Origin of the sequence: Streptococcus sp. GMD3S, assembly GCF_000298695.2 — a bacterium.
Lineage (GTDB): Bacteria > Bacillota > Bacilli > Lactobacillales > Streptococcaceae > Streptococcus.
Map to the genome: position 1 here is coordinate 17,867 of NZ_AJRC02000005.1, position 21,570 is coordinate 39,436.

Sequence of the window (21,570 nt, forward strand, 5' to 3'; positions counted from 1 at the left end):
AGCGATTATGAAAAAAAGATGGCTGTTGGCTTTGGTATTTACTTATTTATTATTTATACCGAGCCTGGTTTTTGCAGTAGACTTTGATATCTTATCTTATCAGGGTGATTTGAATATTCATGCAGATAATACTGCAATTTTTAAGGAAACAATTACCTACCGCTTTGGAGATGATTATAATGGTCAGTTAGTTGGACTCGGGAAAGCTGGGAAAATGCCAGAAGGATTTGACATTGATCCCGATCCGACCGTTCAGGTCTCTAAAAATGGAAGAATTGTTCAAAATGCTTCCTTCTATACTATGGAGGAAGAGGACGGTTACAAGGTAAAAATTTACAATGCTGGATATGCTGGAGATACTGTTCGGGTAACGGTTACCTGGAAACTATCAAATCTTCTCTTCTTGTATAAGGATATCGCAGAGCTAAATTGGCAACCCTTGACAGATAGTACTGGAGACATCAAAGAGATTGAGTTCAAGGTCAGCTCTGATACTCCAGCGGAGAAACTCTATTTTCATGCAGGACAACTCCTAAGGGACTCTAGTGTTGAAAAAGTAAATAATCTCTATCATGTCAAAATGAAAGACCTTCCTAGAAAGCGACAGATCGAATTACACGCATACTGGCCTAGAAGTGCTTTTGCAGGAGCTCCAGATCAAGGATTAGAGGAAGAACGTTTAACCGATTTTAACCGGATTGAAAGCAATATAGCAACAGAAAAAGCGCAAAGTGAGATTTTGATGAAATGGGTATTTCCCGTCATTTTTATGAGTCTCTTACTTCTAGTTCCTATTTTCTATAGGATGTTTCGTCAGAGTACAAGCATTAAAAAGGTCTTTCCAAAAGATCATCGACTCTACGAACCACCGATGGATTTGCCTCCAATGGTTTTAGCAGAAGCAGTGTATTCAACTTCCTTAGAGGAAGTCAATCCCCTAAACAAATCAGGGTTTGGTAAATTTACTTTTGAACGTCTGATTCAGGCAACCTTGTTGGATTTAGTAGATCGAGGTCATTTATCTATTTTCCAAGGGGATGAGGAACCTTATGTGCGCATTATCAGTGAAAAGGGTTTGTCCAATTTTGAGAAAGAATGTCTACGCATGACCTTGTCAAATAAGAAAGAATTGGCTATTTCAGAGCTCTTCCCTGATTACCAAGTTTCATCTTCCCTTTACCGTGGTGCCAAAGAGTCAGATGAAAAACATATCCGAGAAACAGGCTCGCGTCTCAAACGCTCCTTTGAAGGAAGACTTCAACGCATTCAGTCTTGTGTCAAGGATAAGGTCCATGTACTTCGTATCCCAAGCTACTATCGTCCTTTGACAAGTGAGGAACGTCGCCTTGCTCTCGGGATGCGGGTCTGTTCAGCCATAACAGCTCTAGGTGGATTGCTTTTCTTTTATTATAGTTGGCAAACACATGGCTTCTTTTCGATCCCGTTTCTACTTTTAGGATTGACAGGATTAGGGACTAGTTTCTGGGTTTATCTTGCCACGCGAGGGGCCTATCGTGATGGAGTTCTAACAGAGGAAGGAGCAGAAATCTTCTATCTCTGGACGAGTTTTGAAAATATGCTTCGCGACATCGCTCATCTGGATCAGGCCGAGCTAGAGAGCATCGTCCTTTGGAATCGTCTACTGGTCTATGCGACTCTCTTTGGTTATGCCAAGAAGGTGAGCAAGTTAATGAAAGTCCGCCATATTCAGCTTGAAAATCCAGATTTGAATCTTTATGTAGCCTATGGTTGGCACTCACAGTTCTACACCTCAACTGCACAAATCAAGCAATATACTGCTGTCGCAAATACAGCTAGCAATTACTCTGTATCTTCTGGAAGTGGTTCTTCAGGTGGAGGATTCTCAGGAGGCGGAGGCGGTGGTAGCATCGGCGCCTTCTAAAAAATCTATCGCAACATCTGAAATTATGTTATAATAGAGGACAGAAAAAGGAGTAATGTATGTATTTTATTGAAATTTTGAAGTCAATCTTTTTTGGGATTGTTGAAGGAATTACGGAATGGTTGCCCATTTCAAGTACTGGCCACTTGATCTTGGTTGAAGAATTTGTACAATACAAGGACCAGAATGAAGCCTTCATGTCCATGTTTAATGTTGTCATTCAGCTTGGTGCCATTTTAGCAGTTATGGTCATTTACTTTAACAAGCTTAACCCTTTCAAACCTGGTAAAACTAAGGTAGAAGTTCGTAGAACTTGGCAATTGTGGTCAAAAGTCTTCGTTGCGACCTTGCCTTTGCTATTGGTTTTTAAATTAGATGATTGGTTTGATGCCAACTTCCATAACATGGTTTCAGTTGCAATCATGTTGATTATCTATGGTGTTGCCTTTATCTACCTTGAAAAACGAAATAAGGCGCAAGCCATTGAACCAACAGTGACAGAGCTAGACAAGTTGCCCTATAAAACAGCCCTTTACATTGGGCTCTTCCAAGTCCTCGCCCTCTTTCCAGGAACGAGCCGTTCAGGTGCGACGATCGTTGGTGGTTTGTTAAATGGAACAAGCCGCTCAGTCGTAACAGAGTTCACCTTCTATCTCGGAATTCCTGTTATGTTCGGAGCCAGCGCTTTAAAGATTTTCAAATTTATTAAAGCAGGTCAACTCTTGAGTTTTGGACAACTGTTCTTGCTCTTGGTTGCCATGGGTGTTGCCTTTGCGGTCAGCATGGTTGCTATTCGTTTCTTGACCAGTTATGTGAAAAAACACGACTTTACACTCTTTGGTAAATACCGTATCGTACTCGGTAGTGTCTTGTTGCTCTATAGTTTTGTGCGTTTGTTTGTATAAGAAAAAAGCTTGAGGGAAGTTTCCTTCAAGCTTTTTAAAATCCTGTCACCGTAATTCCTAGTAAACGGATACCTTTTTCTTTTTCAGCTAGCTCTTCGTAGAGTTGAAGGGCGGTTTGAGAAATCTGACTAGCGTCCTGTGTAGCTTGTGGGAGGCTTTTTCGTCTAGTCAGAGTGGAGAAGTCAGCATATCGTATTTTTAGGATAATGATTTTTCCAGCTTTGTCCTGCTTGCTGAGATTGTGAGCTACCTTTTCGGAGAGAAGAGTCAGCTCTTTTTTGATATCTTCTTCATCCTGGAGAATCTTACTATAGGTTTTCTCCTTCCCGATTGATTTGCGGATGCGATTGGACTTGACTGGAGAATTGTGAATACCACGAGCCTTTCGATAAAGATCATAACCAAGTCTGCCAAAGCGATCGATTAAAGTAACTTCTGAGACATCCAATAAGTCTGCACCAGTATAAATGCCCATTTCATGAAGCTTTTCTACTGTCTTCTTTCCTACACCATGAAATTTAGCAATGTCCATTTGTTTGAGAAAGTCTTGGGCTTTGTCAGGTAGAATCACTGTCAAACCATGTGGCTTCTGATAATCACTGGCCATTTTAGCTAGAAATTTATTGTAGGAAACGCCTGCAGAAGCGGTCAGGTGTAGTTCCTGCCAGATATCCTCTTGGATGAGGCGGGCTATTTTGACGGCTGACTTGATACCGAGTTTATTTTCCGTCACATCTAAGTATGCCTCGTCGATACTCATAGGTTCAATCAAATCAGTGTAGCGTTTAAAAATAGCTCGAATCTCAAGTCCCACAGTCTTATACTTTTCATAATTTCCAGAGATAAAGATAGCTTGGGGACAGCGCTCATAAGCTTCTTTAGAACTCATGGCTGAATGAACACCAAAAGCTCGTGCCTCATAGCTACAGGTAGAAACGACACCACGCCCACCTGTTTGTCTGGGGTCGCTTCCGATAATGACAGGTTTGCCCTTTAACTTAGGATTATCTCTTATTTCCACCGCAGCAAAAAAGGCATCCATGTCGATATGGATGATTTTTCTGGACAGATCATTTATCAATGGAAATATGAGCATTCCAATCCCTTTCTAGTGTCATTTTCTATTTATTATACCCTTTTTTCTGAAAAAATGGGAAAGTTCAACCTGACTTTCAAAAATATAATACAGATAAGAACAAAAAAGAGACTGTATTATAAAAGAAAGCGTCTAAAATGCCGATTTTCTCTTGTTGAAATCGGTTACTGTATGGTATACTTGTCTCAAGAATGTAACAGATGACTGTTACTAGAAAAAAGAGGATATTAACATGGTTGTTAAGACAGTTGTTGAAGCACAAGATATTTTTGATAAAGCTTGGGAAGGCTTCAAAGGCGTAGATTGGAAAGAAAAAGCAAGTATTTCTCGCTTCGTTCAAGCTAACTACACACCTTACGATGGAGATGAAAGTTTCCTTGCTGGACCAACAGAACGTTCACTTCACATCAAAAAAATCGTAGAAGAAACAAAAGCACACTACGAAGAAACTCGTTTCCCAATGGACACTCGTCCAACATCTATTGCTGATATTCCTGCTGGATTTATCGACAAAGAAAACGAAGTGATTTTTGGTATCCAAAACGATGAACTCTTCAAATTGAACTTCATGCCAAAAGGTGGTATCCGTATGGCTGAAACTACTTTGAAAGAAAATGGATATGAACCAGATCCAGCTGTTCACGAAATCTTCACTAAATACGTAACAACAGTTAACGACGGTATCTTCCGTGCCTACACTTCAAACATTCGTCGCGCTCGTCACGCTCACACTGTAACTGGTCTTCCAGATGCCTACTCACGTGGACGTATCATCGGTGTTTACGCACGTCTTGCTCTTTACGGTGCAGACTACTTGATGCAAGAAAAAGTAAACGACTGGAATGCGATCAAAGAAATTGATGAAGAAACAATCCGTCTTCGTGAAGAAGTAAACCTTCAATACCAAGCATTGCAACAAGTTGTTCGCTTGGGTGACCTTTACGGAGTTGATGTCCGCAAACCAGCGATGAACACGAAAGAAGCAATCCAATGGGTTAACATCGCCTTCATGGCTGTCTGCCGTGTGATTAACGGTGCTGCTACATCTCTAGGACGTGTGCCAATCGTATTGGATATCTTTGCAGAACGTGACCTTGCTCGCGGTACATTTACTGAATCAGAAATCCAAGAGTTCGTTGATGATTTCGTTATGAAACTTCGTACAGTTAAATTTGCTCGTACAAAAGCTTATGACCAATTGTACTCAGGTGACCCAACCTTCATCACAACTTCTATGGCTGGTATGGGTAACGATGGTCGTCACCGTGTTACTAAGATGGACTACCGTTTCTTGAACACTCTTGACAACATCGGTAACTCTCCAGAGCCGAACTTGACAGTTCTTTGGACTGACAAATTGCCATACAACTTCCGTCGCTACTGTATGCACATGAGCCACAAACACTCTTCTATCCAATATGAAGGTGTAACAACAATGGCTAAAGACGGATACGGAGAAATGAGCTGTATCTCATGCTGTGTGTCACCACTTGACCCAGAAAACGAAGATCAACGCCACAACATCCAGTACTTCGGTGCTCGTGTAAACGTTTTGAAAGCCCTTCTTACTGGTTTGAACGGTGGTTACGACGATGTTCACAAAGACTACAAAGTATTTGACATCGATCCTATCCGTGACGAAGTTCTTGAATTCGAATCAGTTAAAGCGAACTTTGAAAAATCTCTTGACTGGTTGACTGACACTTATGTAGATGCTTTGAACATCATCCACTACATGACTGACAAGTACAACTACGAAGCTGTTCAAATGGCCTTCTTGCCAACTAAACAACGTGCTAACATGGGATTCGGTATCTGTGGATTTGCAAACACAGTTGATACATTGTCAGCTATCAAATACGCTACCGTTAAACCAATCCGTGACGAAAATGGATACATCTACGATTACGAAACAATCGGTGAATACCCACGTTGGGGTGAAGATGACCCACGTTCAAACGAATTGGCAGAATGGTTGATCGAAGCTTATACAACTCGTCTACGTAGCCACAAACTATACAAAGACGCAGAAGCTACTGTATCACTTTTGACAATCACATCTAACGTTGCTTACTCTAAACAAACTGGTAACTCACCAGTCCACAAAGGTGTATACCTCAACGAAGATGGTTCTGTGAACTTGTCTAAACTTGAATTCTTCTCACCAGGTGCGAACCCATCTAACAAAGCTAAAGGTGGATGGTTGCAAAACTTGAACTCACTTGCTAGCCTTGACTTTGGTTACGCAGCTGACGGTATCTCATTGACAACTCAAGTTTCTCCACGTGCTCTTGGTAAGACTCGTGACGAACAAGTTGATAACTTGGTAACAATCCTTGATGGTTACTTCGAAAACGGTGGACAACACGTTAACTTGAACGTTATGGACTTGAACGATGTTTACGAAAAGATCATGTCAGGTGAAGACGTTATCGTACGTATCTCTGGATACTGTGTAAACACTAAATACCTCACTCCAGAACAAAAAACTGAATTGACACAACGTGTCTTCCACGAAGTTCTTTCAATGGATGACGCCTTGAGCTAAGATTCAATTAGAATAGAAAGAAAGCTAGTCTATAGGACTGGCTTTTTTCTATATCTAAAAGATAAATTTTCGACATATCATATGAAAAATACTGAGAGATTTTGTTAATTCTTGTGACAATGTGTTGAAATTCGAGAGAATAATATAATAAAATCTTATAAAAACTTATTTTCTAGTTATTAAACTTGAATAGATTGTATTGAGATGTTATAATACAATAGATAAACTCTAGTTAGTGATAGGGGTTGTCAAAATGGTATGATGTAATCTCTTAGGGAGATTAGAAATAAAAATTTCATAAAGAAAAGAGGAGAAGAAATGTCGAAAAGCAAAGCGTTAAATATGCTTTCTAAATTTTCTGCGTTAGCTTTTGCTATTTTAGGCCTAGCATCTGTTTTGATAGGCATTGTTAAAGCAGATAATCCTGTTTCAAAAGAATTGACACAAGTCATTACAGGTATTGATCTGTTAGATGCTTCAGATACTAAGCAAAATGTGAGTTCAGAAGGAGATTTCTCGCTTCGTACGAATTTAGCATATAAGCTTCGCGTGACTTTTGATCTCAAACAGTATAATGAACATTTGAATAATGGAGATTATTTTACCTTTGATATACCTGCTCCTATGGCAGTTTATGAGGGGAGTCAGGATTTAATCGATCCGACAACAAAAGTTACTATTGGAGAAGCTGAAGTGACTTCAAATGGGACTGATCAAGGTGGGAAAGCAAAAATCACCTTGAAAAACTTGGATAAATATCTAGAGAAAACTGGTGGAGATAAGGTAAAGGATGTGTCAGGGAATTTTTCTGTTACTTTTAGATTCTTAAAGGATCAGAATAAAACCCGCATAAACTTTAATTCATCCTCATTGAAGCAAGAAGTGACTCACATTTATTCATCAAAAACAATCGATGGTCCCAAAGTTGGTACTGAAAATTATGCTAAAATTGGGGGTCGTGCTGCCCTTGAAAATTGGAACTCTCCAAAACTGGCTGAGATTGGTTCGGTTAGCAAGGGAGATGCATGGTCTACCTGGCGTGTACGTGTAAATACAGAGAAACAAGACTTAGGACAAAATATTGTATTACATGATACTATACCAAATGATGATACTAGTTACACTCCTGCACAGTATATTCCTGAGACTCTAAAAGTGTATAAGGCAAATATCACTGTTGGGACTTCTGCTGTTCCAGATGATGCAGTTTTGTTAACTGAGGGACAAGACTATACCGTTTCGTGGAACGAAAACTATACTTCATTTGATATCATTTTTAAAGATGGAACGACCTCTTATATAGTCTCTTATAACACAACAACTCCTAATGATGGAAGTAAAGTAGGAAATAGGGTTGCTCTGTCATTGGCTGACGGGACTAAATTAGCACAGAATACAAGTCGTCCGGGAGCACTTGATATGACAGCTGAGGCGACATCTTTGATTTCTGGTACGATTGTAGCATCTACTGCTTACCAAATTAAGATTCATAAGACTGATGCCTTCACTCTGGCTCCGGTTTCGGGTGCGGTATATACTGTGACAGCAGCAGATGATGCAAGTGAAACAACAGAAGTGACTACGAATGAAAAAGGAGTAGCGCTTACGAAAACTTATGATCAGAAATGGGAAGGTAAAACGTTTAAGATCAAAGAGAAGACTGCTCCAGCAGGTTATAAACTAGATGAAAAAGAGTATACAGTCAAACTCGGTGCTGCGGGTTCTACTATTCATCTTAAAGACGAACCTGTTCCAGCTGTATTCAATGTGACGGCTAAGAAAGTAGTAGAAGGACGTACAGATAAACTTCCAAAAGCAGATGAGTTTACCTTTAACCTGTTTACTGCAGAGAACTTGAAGGATCCTGTAGCTACAGCAAAATCAAAAGCTGATGGGACTATTACCTTTGAGAATCTCCAAGTAAAAGGTGCGGGAACTTATCACTACATCATCAAAGAAGACACTTCAACAGCAGTTGCAGGCGTTGCATTTGATACAGAAGCCAAGGAAGTTACTGTAGCAGCAACTTTCCAAAGTGGAGTTTTAACAGCAACTGTCACATCTGCAGAACCAACTTTCACTAACACCTATAAAGCAACTCCAGCTAAAGAAACTATCACAGCTAAGAAAGTCTTGAATGGTAAAGACCTTGAAGCTGATAAATACGAATTCGAACTTAAAGAAGGTGACAAAGTCGTTGCGACAGCTAAAAACGCTGCAGACGGCACCGTTACTTTCAAAGAAATTGAGTTAGAAACAGCAGGTGAATACACTTACACTATCACTGAAAAAGCAGGTAGTGAAAAAGGTGTGACATACGATACTGCTAAACACGAAGTTAAGGTAAAAGTTACAGATAACGGCCAAGGTCAACTTGTTGCAACTGTTACAGGTAACAACCCAACCTTCACCAACACTTATAAAGCAGCTAAAACAAGTGCAACGATTACAGCTAAGAAAGTCTTGGAAGGTAAAGCCCTTGAAGCTGATAAATACGAATTCGAGCTTAAAGAAGGTGACAAAGTCGTTGCGACAGCTAAAAACGCTGCAGACGGTACTGTTACTTTCAAAGAAATCGAATACAATGAAGCAGGCGACCACACTTACACTATCTCAGAAAAAGCAGGTAGCGAAGCAGGTGTGACATACGACACTGCTACACATGAAGTGACAGTAAACGTTACAGATAACGGTCAAGGTCAACTTGAGGCGGCTGTTGCAGGTAACAACCCAACCTTCACCAACACTTATAAAGCAGCTCCAGCAAAAATTGCTATTGAAGCTAAAAAAGTTTTGAACGGTAAAGAGCTAGAGATAGATGAGTTTGAGTTTGAACTGAAAGAGGGTGATAAGGTTGTTGCGACAGCAAAGAATGCTGCTGGTGGATTGATTCGTTTTTCTGAAATTAGCTATTCAAAAGCAGGAGTATATAACTATACTATTACAGAAAAGGTTGGCAATAAACTTGGTGTAACTTATGATAAAACAGAACATCCAGCAACTGTAGAAGTGAAAGATAATGGCTCAGGTCAACTTGTCGCGACAGTTACAAGTGAAACACCAGTTTTCGTTAATGACTATAAAGCGGAACCTGCGCAGGCTACAATCAAAGCTAAGAAAGTCTTGAAAGGAAAAGCGCTTGAAGCTGATGCTTATACTTTCGAACTGAAAGAAGGTTCAGACCTTGTAGCTACGGCTAAGAATACTGCCTCAGGAGAAGTTGTCTTCAACGTCACTTTCTCAGCAGCAGGCGATTACGCTTACACTATTACTGAAAAAGCTGGTGACGATAAAACAATCACTTATGATCAAACTGCGTATGAAGTGTTCGTCACTGTTGCGGATGATGGTAAAGGCCAATTGGTTGCGACTGTAGAAGATGCGGATACAGAACGGGTCTTCACAAATATTTATACAGCACCAGCTCCAACAGCTACATCAGCAACACTTGAGTTTACGAAAGAATTGACTGGTCGTACTTTGGTTGATGGTGAGTTCCAATTTGAATTGTACAAAGATGGACAAAAAATTGATACAAAAACAAACCAAGGTGGGAAAGTAACATTTAATACAATCAACTATGATGCAGAAGGTGTTCATACTTATACTGTAAAAGAAGTGAATGCTGGAGCAACTGGTATTACTTACGATACAGAAAAGACTGCAAAGGTAACAGTAACCAAAGATGCAGCAACCAACGCCTTGAAGGCAGCTGTTGAATATCCAGCAGGTAATGTCTTCAAGAATAGCTTCAAAGCACCAGCGGTAGAAGCTACGATTGAAGCAACTAAGAAACTTGAAGGTAAAGAACTTGCGGCTGATGCTTATACTTTCGAATTGAAAGAGAAAGGCGCCGTTGTAGCTACAGCTAAGAATACTGCCGAAGGTAAAGTAGCCTTTGTTCGTTCATTCGAAGAAGCAGGTACTTACACTTATACCTTGGTTGAAAAAGTTGGTACTGAAGAGGGTATTGAATACGATAAGACTGAGCATACCGTAACAGTCACTGTAGTTGCGGATGATCAAGGTCTCTTGACTGCAAGGGTTTCGTATGCCGATGGTAAAGAAGTTGTATTTACAAATAAATACACTGTTCCAACACCAACACCAGAACCAAATCCAAATCCAGCTCCAAATAATCCAGGAACAACGCCAGATCCAGCACCAACACCAGATCCAACGCCAAATAATCCAGGAACAAATCCAACTCCAGGAACAGAACCAACTGGTCCAGGACAAAAAGAGGATCCAAAACCAGCACCTCCAGCTACTGAGACTAAAGGTAAAGCTGAACTTCCAAACACAGGGGAAGCAACCTCTATCCTTTCTGCGCTTGGATTTGTAGTCTTGGCATTGAGTGGATTGGTATTCTTCGTAAAACGCAAAGCTTAAGCTTTTGTAGAAGAAACATGAAACTTGGTAAGTGAGAATTCTACTTCTCTCTTAAACCTGATAGAGAAAGTCTCTAGAAAATTCGTTTTCTAGGGGCTTTTTTTGTACTTCAAAAAATTTTTTAAAAAAATAGTCAAATTTGGTCAAAAAGTTATTGACTTTTACTGACTAAAGTGGTATAGTAGAAACATAAGGAAAATGAATTCCTTAGAAAACTTCATTTTCAATGATCCTATTTCTTGAAAATGTATGATAGATACCCTAGAAAGGGGTGAGGCCTATGTTAAATCTAACAGATTTTGAAAAGAAGATGATAAAAGGCTTATTTAAGAAAGAAAAACCAGAAATTATACGTAGGGTAGCTAGTTAGCTAGTCTAAAATTTTTAAAACAAAGATCAAAGATAGTCAATATCAGAGATCGCATATAATTAAGAATAAACGAGGTAAAGAATATGAACAACAACTTTAATAACTTTAACAACATGGATGATTTATTTAACCAATTGATGGGAGGTATGCGAGGATATAGTTCTGAAAATCGTCGCTACTTGATTAATGGACGTGAAGTGACACCTGAGGAATTTGCTCACTATCGTGCAACTGGTCAATTGCCAGGTAATGCAGAATCTGATGCACAAATGCAACAACACGCTTCAGGTATGAAACAAGACGGTGTCCTTGCTAAACTAGGTCGTAACTTGACAGCGGAAGCTCGTGAAGGCAAGTTGGATCCTGTTATTGGACGAAACAAGGAAATTCAAGAAACATCTGAAATCCTCTCGCGTCGTACGAAAAATAATCCTGTTTTGGTCGGAGATGCAGGTGTTGGTAAGACAGCCGTTGTCGAAGGTCTAGCACAAGCTATTGTGAATGGAGATGTTCCGGCTGCCATCAAGAACAAGGAAATTATTTCTATTGATATCTCAGGTCTTGAGGCTGGTACTCAATACCGTGGTAGCTTTGAAGAAAACGTTCAAAATCTAGTCAATGAGGTGAAAGAAGCAGGGAATATTATCCTCTTCTTTGATGAAATTCACCAAATCCTTGGCGCTGGCTCAATCGGAGGAGACAGTGGTTCTAAAGGGCTTGCGGACATTCTCAAGCCAGCTCTCTCTCGTGGTGAATTGACCGTTATTGGAGCGACAACTCAAGACGAATACCGTAACACCATCTTGAAAAATGCAGCTCTTGCTCGTCGTTTCAACGAAGTCAAGGTCAATGCTCCTTCAGCAGAGGATACCTTTAAAATCCTTCAAGGGATTCGTGACCTCTATCAACAACACCACAATGTCATCTTGCCAGACGAAGTCTTGAAAGCAGCAGTGGATTATTCTATCCAATACATTCCTCAACGTAGCTTGCCAGATAAGGCTATTGACCTTGTAGACGTAACGGCTGCTCACTTGGCAGCTCAACATCCTGTAACAGATGTGCATGCTGTTGAACGGGAAATTGAGGCAGAAAAAGACAAGCAAGAAAAAGCAGTTGAGGCAGAAGACTTTGAAGCAGCTCTCAATGCTAAAACTCGCATTGCAGAATTAGAGAAAAAAGTCGAAAACCACACAGAAGACATGAAAGTGACTGCCACTGTCAATGATGTGGCCGAGTCCGTAGAGCGTATGACTGGTATCCCAGTTTCTCAAATGGGGGCATCTGATATCGAACGCCTAAAAGATATGGCTCATCGTTTGGAACACAAGGTTATCGGCCAAGACAAGGCAGTAGAAGCAGTGGCTCGTGCTATTCGTCGTAACCGTGCTGGTTTTGATGAAGGCAATCGCCCAATCGGTAGCTTCCTCTTTGTAGGTCCAACTGGGGTTGGTAAGACCGAGCTCGCTAAGCAATTGGCACTGGATATGTTTGGAACTAAGGATGCTATCATTCGTTTGGATATGTCTGAATACAGTGACCGCACAGCTGTATCTAAGTTAATCGGTACAACAGCAGGTTATGTGGGTTATGATGACAATAGCAATACTTTGACAGAACGTGTTCGTCGTAATCCTTACTCTATCATTCTCTTGGACGAAATTGAAAAGGCGGATCCTCAAGTAATCACCCTTCTCCTTCAGGTCTTGGATGACGGTCGTTTGACTGATGGTCAAGGAAATACAGTGAACTTCAAGAACACGGTCATTATCGCGACATCAAATGCTGGATTTGGCTATGAAGCTAACTTGACAGAAGATGCAGATAAACCAGAATTAATGGATCGTTTGAAACCATACTTCCGTCCAGAATTCCTTAACCGCTTTAACGCAGTTATCGAGTTCTCACACTTGAATAAGGAAGACCTTTCTAAGATTGTGGACTTGATGTTGGCTGAAGTCAACCAAACCTTGGCTAAGAAAGACATTGATTTGGAAGTCAGCCAAGCAGCTAAGGACTTTATCACAGAAGAAGGCTATGACGAAGTTATGGGTGTTCGTCCTCTCCGTCGCGTGGTTGAACAACAAATTCGTGATAAGGTGACGGACTTCCACTTGGATCATCTAGATGCTAAACATTTGGAAGCAGATATGGAAGATGGCGTTTTGGTTATTCGTGAAAAAGCCTAACTCAAGATTTTGAGAATAAAAAAAGAAGGAACTAGCTAAAAGCTGGTTCCTTTTTGTGTTTAGATGACATGGCGCTCAAAGGCATCATCTGAGATTCCTTGTTCCAGGATGAGTTTTGCCCATTCTTTAGCAGAAAAGAGGCTGTGGTCCTTGTAGTTTCCGCAAGATTCGATGGTTGTTCCAGGGACATCTTCCCAAGTAGTGGTTTCAGCAATTTCCTTGAGCGAATCCTTGATAACAGCTGCAATTTCAGCACTGGTATGGCGACCCCACATAATCATGTGGAAGCCTGTGCGACAACCAAATGGTGAACAGTCAATCATGCCGTCAATTCGGGTACGGATGAGTTTGGCCAAGAGGTGTTCGATAGTGTGAAGCCCAGCAGTAGGGATAGAGTCTTCATTTGGCTGTACCAAGCGAATATCAAAGTTGGAGATGATGTCTCCCTTTGGCCCCGTTTCTTCCCCAATCAAGCGAACATAAGGTGCTTTAACAATGGTGTGGTCAAGTTCAAAACTTTCAACAATAACTTCTTTTGACATGGTAAATCCTTTCAGTTTTCTTCTTTCATTATAACATAAAGGGTGCTGTTGATGGAGTTTGATAAATGACTTTTTATAATAAAGTCTCTATACATAAACCTCAGAATTATAAAGAAAGAATGGAGAGAAGAATACCTTGTGAAAGAAAAGTTTAGTTTTTCTAGTGGAACTCAGGTGACTTTTGAAAAGTGGATCAACTTTTTCTGAAATTTCTGTTTAATCTCTGAACTAATTCTGAACTAGATTGGGTATACTGGAGAAAATAAAGATAAAGGAGTTCAGTATGGAACATATTGTAAAAATTGATCGTGTTTCTAAAAAATATGGAGACAAGCAAATTTTAAAGGATATTTCTTTTACAGCTAGGAGTGGTCGCATTACGGCTTTTCTAGGACATAATGGTGCAGGAAAAAGCTCGACCTTGAGGATTCTCTTGGGCTTAGATCGGGCGACAGCAGGAACTGCGACTTTTGATGGACAAACCTATCAGTCAATGATTTATCCTCTCAAAACAGTAGGTGCAGCTTTTGACGGTATTGGAGGTCTGCCAAATAGAAAGGTTTACGACCATCTGCATATTATTGCTGCAAGTAATGCTATTCCGAAGTTTCGGATTGATGAGGTATTGGATATGACTGGGATCGCTCATAAGAAAAAGGATTTCTTATCAAGCCTGTCTCTAGGAGAGGGGCAGCGCCTGGGGTTGGCAGTAGCTTTACTAGGTGATCCTCAGTTTCTTATATTAGATGAGCCGACTAATGGACTAGATCCAAGTGGGATTAAGTGGTTTAGAAGGTTCATTCGCCAGCAGGCTGATTTTGGGAAAACCGTCCTTCTATCCTCTCATATCCTGTCTGAGGTACAAATGGTAACAGATGATGTAGTCTTGATTCATCATGGGCAAATTATCGAACAGGGAACGCTAGAAGATGTATTACAAGGAACAGATAGTTTAGAAGAGCTCTTCTTCGACTTAACAGAGGAGGTTTAAGATGAAAGAGACGATGTCCTTATTGCATTCAGAATGGTTGAAAATCCGATCAATCAAGGCTTTCAAAGTGAGTGTGGCCTTCATGCTACTATTGGTGCCTGTCGTATCCTGGTTGGAGGGCCGACAATATCTGTCTATCGGCTTGGATGCTACACCTGAGACGGTTCCTAATCTGATAAACGCCATTGATCCGCTGGAATATCTAGGTCTCAACGGGGCTTCTATGGCGGTCATGGTTTTGGTCATTTTAGCTGGAATTTTGGGAGCTATGGAATTTCAGTCTCATAGCTTGCGAACCAGTCTATTGGCTTGTAATAACCGCTTGAAGCTACTTATGGGGAAAATATTGACCTTTGGTTTGTTTTCACTCATCATTAGCTTGTTATCCATTTATTTGAGCTATATGGTCATGCATCTGGCTTTAGGAAAGGAAGGGCTTGATCCGATTTTGCTCAATCAGGCAGCTTGGAGTTTGATTTTGTGGAAAACCTTATCTCTAACCCTCTTGGGGATCCTTTCATTTTTGTTAGGTTTATTGGCTCGGACCATGCTAGTTCCTCTGCTATTTCTCGTACCCCAGATCTATAATCTGGGAAACTACCTAGCTGCTCACACGAGTTGGGGGGCATATTTGCCACAGCCAGCAGTAGAGTTGTTTGCTGCAACGCCAACTTCCCAATATGCCAACAATCCCTTGCAAGGACTCTTGATAATAAGCGTATGGTTGCTAGTCATCGGCGTCATGGCCTCTCTGCGCTTTTTGAAGACGGATTTAGGAGGACGCTACTGATGATAAAAGCTCTGCTTAAAAGTGAATGGATTAAGTTTCGTTCTTACTATCTCGTTCTTGGTGCCGCCTTTGTGGCTCTGGTAGTCGTTCCTTTTTTTCTGATGAATCTTGACTACAGTCAGACAGCAGTTGGCCAGACAAAGGCTCTGAGTGAAGCTTTGCATGCTCTCTATCTGGCGCAGCCTGTCATCGTCATCTTTACTTCCCTCTATTTTGCCCAGGAGTTTGTCAAGTCTGGGATGCGAACGAATTTTCTAACCGTATCAAATAGAAAGGCTTGGTTGGCTGGGAAATTCCTTTTTCTGGCCGTTCTGCTCTTGGTTCTCTACAGTGTCATGATAGGCAGCTGTTTCTTTGTTATGCTGGCTCGATTTGACCTAGACTTTAGCTGGCCCTTACTGGGGAAATTCCTCTATTACAGCTCTTTTGGTCTTCTCAGCAATCTTTTTCTGGCTCTTTTAGCTGCTGGCCTCGCTTTGCTCTTTCAATCTTGGGTTGTGCCGGTGTCGGTGCTATTTCCTCTCTTGATTGGTCTTAGCCGTTTATTGGCAACTTTTATCAAAGAAGCAAAGTACCTGCCCGATCTGGCTACGCTAAATCTTTTTGAGTATGAAGGGCTTCAGAATTCGATAGATCTATCAGGGTTGGGAATACAGCTGTTCTGGCTAGCTTTGATTTGGAGCTCTGCTATATTCTTGACCTTGAAACGAGATGTTCGCTAGAGGTATGCTATAATGGAAATCATGAGACAGTATCGTATTTTGGTGGTTGATGACGACCGGAGCATTTTGAAGCTGGTGAAAAATGTCCTAGAGCTCGATGCTTATGATGTGACGACGCTTGATCGAATAGAAGAGCTAGAGCTGACGCATTTTGTCGGATATGACTTGATTCTGCTGGATGTGATGATGGAGCCTGTTAATGGTTTTGAGTTGTGCTCCTACATTCGTCCTCATCTTTCGTGTCCCATCATCTTTTTGACGGCTAAGGAGTTGGAGGCGGACAAGGTGGAAGGGCTCTTTCGCGGAGCAGATGACTATGTTGTCAAGCCTTTTGGGACCAACGAATTGCTGGCGCGTGTCAGGGCGCATCTTCGGCGGGAGGAAAGACGTGAGGAGCGCTATTCTGAGATTGCTTCTTGTCAATTTTATCCAGAGCGCTATGAAATTATCTGTTTTGGTAAAGTATTGAAATTCTCAGAGCGAGAGTTTAAATTGCTGCATTTACTAGCTAGCAATCCCAAGCAGACCTTTTCAGCTGAACGCCTGCATACCTTGCTTTACCCAGAAAGCTCAGAAACACAGCTTCGCTCTATCTCAGAATACGTATATCAGATTCGCCAAAAATGCAAACAAGAAGGTCTGCAAGCAATCGCAACAGTGAGAGGAGTAGGCTATAGATGGCAATTAGAACCCGAAATTTCAAAAGCCTAGTCTGGACAACTAGCTTGAAAATCGTCTTTTTTCATGTTTTGATTTTTGTGCTTATAGGCTATGAATTTACGCAAGGAAGTGATTACGTTCTTTTCACCTTGTTCTTCTGGGCAGGGAGCTTGCTGCTGATTACTTTTTATCATATTTTGAAATTGCTCCGAAAAATCGACAGGGAAATAAAAATGCTAAAGAGCGAGAAGCTTTTAGAAGAAAATCAAAGTCAGCTTTTTCGGATTGAGGAAATGCTAGAAGTTTATAGCGATTTACGGAGCAGCCACCAAGAAAATGCTCATCTTCTAGAAAGAGAGCAGCAGCATAATCAGGAGTTGATTTTACAGCTATCAGCGACATCGCACGATTTGAAGACGCCCCTAACTGTAATTAAGGGGAATGCTGAACTCTTGGAATTGGCGCAGTTAGGCCAGCCACAGGCAGACTATGCTTCTGAGATTTTGCAGGCCAGTCACAAGATGGAAGAGTATTGTGGCTCTTTGATTGATTACGCTAAGACTTTTCAGATTGATTCTAATCAGTTCAGTCAGCTTTCCTTAGGGGATTTTTTGGCTTATCTACAGGATGATTGGGCACTGTTCAGCAAACAGGAAAGCTATCATTTTTATCTCCAAGAAGATTGTGATCTTAGCTTGAGATTGTCCATTCATTTGGACTATCTCAAGCGGGCTTTGCTCAATATCTTACTGAATGCGCTTGAACATGCTAATCAGGACCAAAAGGAAGTCAAGCTAACGGTATCAGTGCAGCAGGACCAGTTGGTTTTTGCTATCTGGAACAATGGCCCTGCATTTTCTGAGGAGATGCTGCTGGGAGCAGAAATGCTCTTTTACCAGAGTGACCAAAGCCGCAATTCAACTAATCCCCATCATGGTATCGGCTTAGCCTTTTCTAAGCAGGTAGCTCTCTTGCATGGTGGTCGTCTGACCCTGCTCAATCCAGACCAAGGAGGAGCCTCTGTCGAGTTGACAATTTCATTGAAATAAATGAGAATGGAAAATCATAAAAACGCATAATACCAAGTGTCCAAAAGACTTGATATTATGCGTTTGATTTTTTTATTATGTAAAGATTTACTGGATTTTTCTCTCAAATTGAGTTTTGTCCAGCCTCGTTTAATTACTTCCGATACAAGCGATCGTATTGGTAGTATGGGTCAAAGGTTACGTTGATGCCTAGCTTGCGAAGGACGTTCTTGTCTTCATCGGTCAAGATGATGGTTGAATGAGCTTCGCTTCCTTTGAGATTCCCAAGTTCTTCCATGGCACGCGCAGCATCAGGATTTTCCATAGCTGTGATTGCAAGTGCAATCAGGATTTCATTTGAGTGGAGGCGAGGATTGCGACTACCGAGATGATTGATTTTAAGACCTTGAATTGGTTTGACGACTTCAGGCTCGATGAGTTTCACTTCCTTAGCGATGTTAGCTGATTTTTTGATGGCATTGATCAAGGCAGCAGCTGTAGGACCAAAGAGTTCAGAGTTTTTACCAGTCACGATTTCCCCATTTGGCAATTCAAGGGCTAGGGCAGGGCCACCAGTTTCTTCTGCTTTTTGGCGTGCAGCGACAGCAACCTTACGGTCTGCAGGTATGATGCCGAGGTCGTTCATGAGAAGTTCAATCTTCTTGACAGCAGTTTCTCCGACTTTTTCAGCTTTAAAATCAAGAACAGTTTGATAGTAGCGACGGATGATTTCTTGTTTAGAAGCTTCGACAGCAGCTTCATCATCTGTAATAGCGAAACCAACCATGTTGACACCCATGTCTGTTGGTGAAGCGTATGGAGATTCACCGAGAATGCGTTCCAACATACGTTTGAGTACTGGGAAGATTTCGATATCACGGTTGTAATTGACAGTAGTTTCTCCGTAAGTTTGAAGATGGAAGGGGTCAATCATGTTGACATCATCAAGGTCTGCGGTTGCAGCCTCGTAGGCCAAGTTGACCGGATGATGAAGGGGAAGATTCCAAACTGGGAAGGTTTCAAACTTAGCGTAACCAGACTTGATGCCATTAAGTTGGTCGTGGTACATATTGGACATACAAGTGGCCAATTTTCCAGAACCAGGTCCAGGAGCTGTTACGACGATCAAGTTGCGACTGGTTTTGATGTAGTCGTTTTTCCCCATGCCTTCGGGAGAAATAATGTGATCCATATCCGTCGGGTATCCTTTGATTGGATAATGAAGATAGGAATCAATCCCGTTTTTATCTAACTGGTTGCGGAAGGCATCTGCAGCGGGTTGTCCTGCGTATTGTGTGATGACAACCGAACCAACAAAAATTCCCAGTTCATTGAATTTGTCAATCAAGCGAAGAACTTCTTGGTCATAAGAAATGCCTAGGTCACCACGCGCTTTGGAATGCTCGATGTTGCTTGCGTTAATGGCGATCACAACTTCAACCTGCTCTTTCAATTCTTGCAAGAGCTTGATTTTATTGTCAGGCTCATAACCAGGAAGGACACGAGCAGCGTGGAAATCTTCTAACATTTTGCCACCAAACTCCAAGTAGAGCTTGCCGTCAAATTGGTTAATGCGCTCCAAAATGTGGTCGCGCTGTAGATTCAAATATTGTTCAGAACTAAAAGCTTGTTTTTTCATTTTTTTACCTCTGACCTCTATTATAATAAAAAATTGGAAGATAGGAAACTACGGAGTCAAAAAAGAAATCAAAAAGATTAGGCAAACGCTTGCACTAAGTTTAAAAAAGCGCTATCATAGACTATAGATTATTAAAATAATGAGGTAAGAAGATGCAAGAAAAATGGTGGCACAATGCCGTAGTCTATCAAGTCTATCCCAAGAGTTTTATGGATAGTAATGGAGATGGAATTGGTGATTTGCCAGGAATTACGAGTAAGTTAGACTATCTAGCTAAGTTAGGGATTACAGCTATTTGGCTTTCTCCTGTTTATGACAGTCCGATGGATGATAATGGCTACGATATTGCTGATTATCAAGCGATTGCTGCTATTTTCGGGACTATGGAGGACATGGATCAACTCATCGCAGAAGCTAAGAAGCGTGACATTCGAATTATCATGGACTTGGTGGTCAATCATACCTCGGATGAACACGCCTGGTTTGTCGAGGCATGTGAAAATCCTGACAGCCCCGAACGAGACTACTATATCTGGCGAGATGAGCCCAATGATTTGGAGTCTATCTTTAGTGGATCTGCTTGGGAATACGATGAAAAGTCGGGTCAATACTATCTCCACTTTTTTAGCAAGAAACAGCCCGATCTCAACTGGGAGAATGAAAAACTGCGCCAGAAAATTTATGAGATGATGAACTTCTGGATTGATAAAGGTATTGGTGGTTTCCGTATGGATGTTATTGATATGATTGGGAAAATTCCTGATGAGAAAGTAGTCAATAATGGTCCTATGCTCCATCCCTATCTCAAGGAAATGAATCAGGCGACTTTTGGAGATAAGAATCTCTTGACAGTAGGGGAAACCTGGGGTGCAACGCCAGAGATTGCTAAGCTCTACTCGGATCCAAAGGGACAAGAATTGTCTATGGTATTCCAGTTTGAACACATCTGTCTTCAATATCAGGAAGGGCAACCTAAGTGGCACTACCAAAAAGAGTTAAATGTAGGGAAGTTAAAAGAGATTTTCAACAAATGGCAGACAGAGCTGGGAGTTGAAGATGGCTGGAATTCCCTCTTCTGGAATAACCATGACCTCCCTCGTATCGTCTCTATCTGGGGAAATGACCAAGAATATCGCGAAAAATCTGCCAAAGCCTTTGCAATCTTGCTTCATCTTATGAGAGGGACTCCCTATATCTACCAAGGTGAGGAGATTGGGATGACCAACTATCCATTTGAAACACTGGATCAAGTAGAAGATATTGAATCCCTCAACTATGCGCGTGAAGCTCTTGAAAAAGGTGTTTCTATGGAAGAAATCATGGACAGCATCCGTGTCATTGGACGTGATAATGCCCGTACCCCGATGCAGTGGGATGAGAGCAAAAACGCTGGTTTCTCAACAGGTCAACCTTGGTTGGCAGTTAATCCAAACTACGAAAAAATCAACGTTCAAGAAGCTCTGGCAAATCCAGATTCTATTTTCTATACTTATCAAAAACTCGTTCAAATCCGTAAGGAGAACAGCTGGCTGATTCGAGCTGACTTTGAATTGCTTGATACAGCTGACAAGATCTTTGCTTATATCCGTAAGGACGGTGAGCACCGCTTCTTAGTTGTAGCTAACTTGTCCAATGAAAAACAAAACTTTTCAGTAGAAGGAAGAGTTAAGTCAATCTTGATTGAAAATACTACTGCTAAAGAAGCAGTTGAAAAACAAACCTTGGCACCATGGGATGCTTTCTGTGTGGAACTAACGGATTAAAATAAGTGAACCTCAAGCCTTTGATGCTTGGG

The 21,570-nt window shown here is 41.2% G+C and carries 14 protein-coding genes; 11 read left to right on the plus strand and 3 right to left on the minus strand.

The window, feature by feature from the left end:
• Window positions 1–7 precede the first annotated feature (7 nt).
• Window positions 8–1,903, plus strand: coding sequence for a DUF2207 domain-containing protein (locus GMD3S_RS0203465; RefSeq protein ID WP_000747708.1), 1,896 nt, complete (start codon window positions 8–10; stop codon window positions 1,901–1,903).
• Between the two features lie 59 nt (window positions 1,904–1,962).
• Entirely contained in the window at window positions 1,963–2,808 is an 846-nt protein-coding gene (locus GMD3S_RS0203470) for an undecaprenyl-diphosphate phosphatase (RefSeq protein WP_000273567.1), read from the plus strand.
• A 34-nt stretch (window positions 2,809–2,842) separates the two neighbouring features.
• Here the strand turns inward: GMD3S_RS0203470 and dinB are convergent, their stop codons facing one another.
• Window positions 2,843–3,904: a DNA polymerase IV gene (gene dinB / locus GMD3S_RS0203475; RefSeq protein WP_000904545.1), complete on the minus strand. Its 1,062-nt coding sequence runs from the start codon at window positions 3,902–3,904 to the stop codon at window positions 2,843–2,845.
• A gap of 232 nt (window positions 3,905–4,136) precedes the next feature.
• Between dinB and pflB the strand changes: the two genes are divergently transcribed.
• The 3 genes from pflB (at window position 4,137) to GMD3S_RS0203495 (ending at window position 13,403) form a co-directional block, all read left to right on the plus strand.
• Window positions 4,137–6,452 carry a formate C-acetyltransferase gene (gene pflB / locus GMD3S_RS0203480; protein WP_000260621.1) on the plus strand — a complete coding sequence of 772 codons (2,316 nt, stop codon included), beginning with the start codon at window positions 4,137–4,139 and terminating at the stop codon, window positions 6,450–6,452.
• A gap of 318 nt (window positions 6,453–6,770) precedes the next feature.
• Window positions 6,771–10,844, plus strand: a complete 4,074-nt coding sequence (locus tag GMD3S_RS0203485) for a Spy0128 family protein (RefSeq protein ID WP_000045544.1) — start codon at window positions 6,771–6,773, stop codon at window positions 10,842–10,844.
• Window positions 10,845–11,297: 453 nt separating this feature from the next.
• A complete protein-coding gene (locus GMD3S_RS0203495; protein ID WP_001063360.1) occupies window positions 11,298–13,403 on the plus strand; it encodes an ATP-dependent Clp protease ATP-binding subunit in 2,106 nt (701 codons plus the stop codon).
• 59 nt (window positions 13,404–13,462) lie between these two features.
• Here the strand turns inward: GMD3S_RS0203495 and GMD3S_RS0203500 are convergent, their stop codons facing one another.
• On the minus strand, window positions 13,463–13,945 hold the full coding sequence (locus GMD3S_RS0203500) for an S-ribosylhomocysteine lyase (protein ID WP_000032544.1): 483 nt from the start codon (window positions 13,943–13,945) through the stop codon (window positions 13,463–13,465).
• Window positions 13,946–14,228: 283 nt separating this feature from the next.
• Between GMD3S_RS0203500 and GMD3S_RS0203505 the strand changes: the two genes are divergently transcribed.
• The 5 genes from GMD3S_RS0203505 to GMD3S_RS0203525 are packed head-to-tail and all read left to right on the plus strand — an operon-like array spanning window position 14,229 to window position 18,157.
• Window positions 14,229–14,936, plus strand: coding sequence for an ABC transporter ATP-binding protein (locus tag GMD3S_RS0203505; RefSeq protein WP_000400161.1), 708 nt, complete (start codon window positions 14,229–14,231; stop codon window positions 14,934–14,936).
• A gap of 1 nt (window position 14,937) precedes the next feature.
• Window positions 14,938–15,726 (plus strand): ABC transporter permease, encoded by a 789-nt coding sequence (locus tag GMD3S_RS0203510; protein ID WP_000665377.1) that lies wholly within the window; start codon window positions 14,938–14,940, stop codon window positions 15,724–15,726.
• Window positions 15,726–16,448 (plus strand): ABC transporter permease, encoded by a 723-nt coding sequence (locus tag GMD3S_RS0203515; RefSeq protein ID WP_000588278.1) that lies wholly within the window; start codon window positions 15,726–15,728, stop codon window positions 16,446–16,448. The genes GMD3S_RS0203510 and GMD3S_RS0203515 overlap by 1 nt, the downstream gene beginning before the upstream one ends.
• A gap of 12 nt (window positions 16,449–16,460) precedes the next feature.
• Window positions 16,461–17,159 (plus strand): response regulator transcription factor, encoded by a 699-nt coding sequence (locus GMD3S_RS0203520; RefSeq protein WP_000404923.1) that lies wholly within the window; start codon window positions 16,461–16,463, stop codon window positions 17,157–17,159.
• Window positions 17,126–18,157: a sensor histidine kinase gene (locus GMD3S_RS0203525; RefSeq protein WP_001007877.1), complete on the plus strand. Its 1,032-nt coding sequence runs from the start codon at window positions 17,126–17,128 to the stop codon at window positions 18,155–18,157. Before GMD3S_RS0203520 ends, GMD3S_RS0203525 begins: the two co-directional genes overlap by 34 nt.
• Window positions 18,158–18,290: 133 nt before the next feature.
• On the opposite strand, the gene GMD3S_RS0203530 is transcribed toward GMD3S_RS0203525, so the two are convergent.
• Complete coding sequence (locus GMD3S_RS0203530) at window positions 18,291–19,775, minus strand: DUF1846 domain-containing protein (protein ID WP_000743588.1); 1,485 nt, start codon at window positions 19,773–19,775, stop codon at window positions 18,291–18,293.
• 152 nt (window positions 19,776–19,927) lie between these two features.
• Between GMD3S_RS0203530 and GMD3S_RS0203535 the strand changes: the two genes are divergently transcribed.
• The gene (locus tag GMD3S_RS0203535) at window positions 19,928–21,538 is read left to right on the plus strand and encodes a glycoside hydrolase family 13 protein (RefSeq protein WP_001156794.1); all 1,611 of its coding nucleotides are present in this window, start codon (window positions 19,928–19,930) and stop codon (window positions 21,536–21,538) included.
• The last annotated feature ends 32 nt before the right edge of the window (window positions 21,539–21,570 follow it).